Origin of the sequence: Novosphingobium sp. B-7 (assembly GCF_000410615.1) — a bacterium.
GTDB lineage: Bacteria > Pseudomonadota > Alphaproteobacteria > Sphingomonadales > Sphingomonadaceae > Novosphingobium > Novosphingobium capsulatum.
On the sequence record NZ_KE148448.1, the window covers coordinates 3,791 to 4,074 of the forward strand.

The 284-nt window shown below is 71.1% G+C and carries 1 pseudogene; it reads right to left on the reverse strand.

The features are described from left to right. Positions 1-228, reverse strand: a pseudogene (locus H926_RS33675) (DUF4071 domain-containing protein); the annotation flags it as partial. Positions 229-284 lie beyond the last annotated feature (56 nt).

Sequence of the window (284 nt, forward strand, 5' to 3'; positions counted from 1 at the left end):
AACGGCATCGCGCAGGCTGTTCCCGGCCGACGCCGAAACGCCCAGGTGCCCGGCAAAGTTCAGCGACCGTGGCGGACGGAACGCATCAAGCCAGGCAGCGTCTGCGCCCAACGCCGCCAGGATCAGCGCCATCTGCCGCAAGGTGGCGGCCCGATCGGCCCAGCCATCGGGATCGGCGGCACAGGCTGCGGCAAGTGCTGCCCGCGCCGCGGCCGTTTCGCCGCACACGAGATGCGCCTGCGCCCGCGACGCCGCGATGAAATACGGCGTCTCGGCCCATTGCT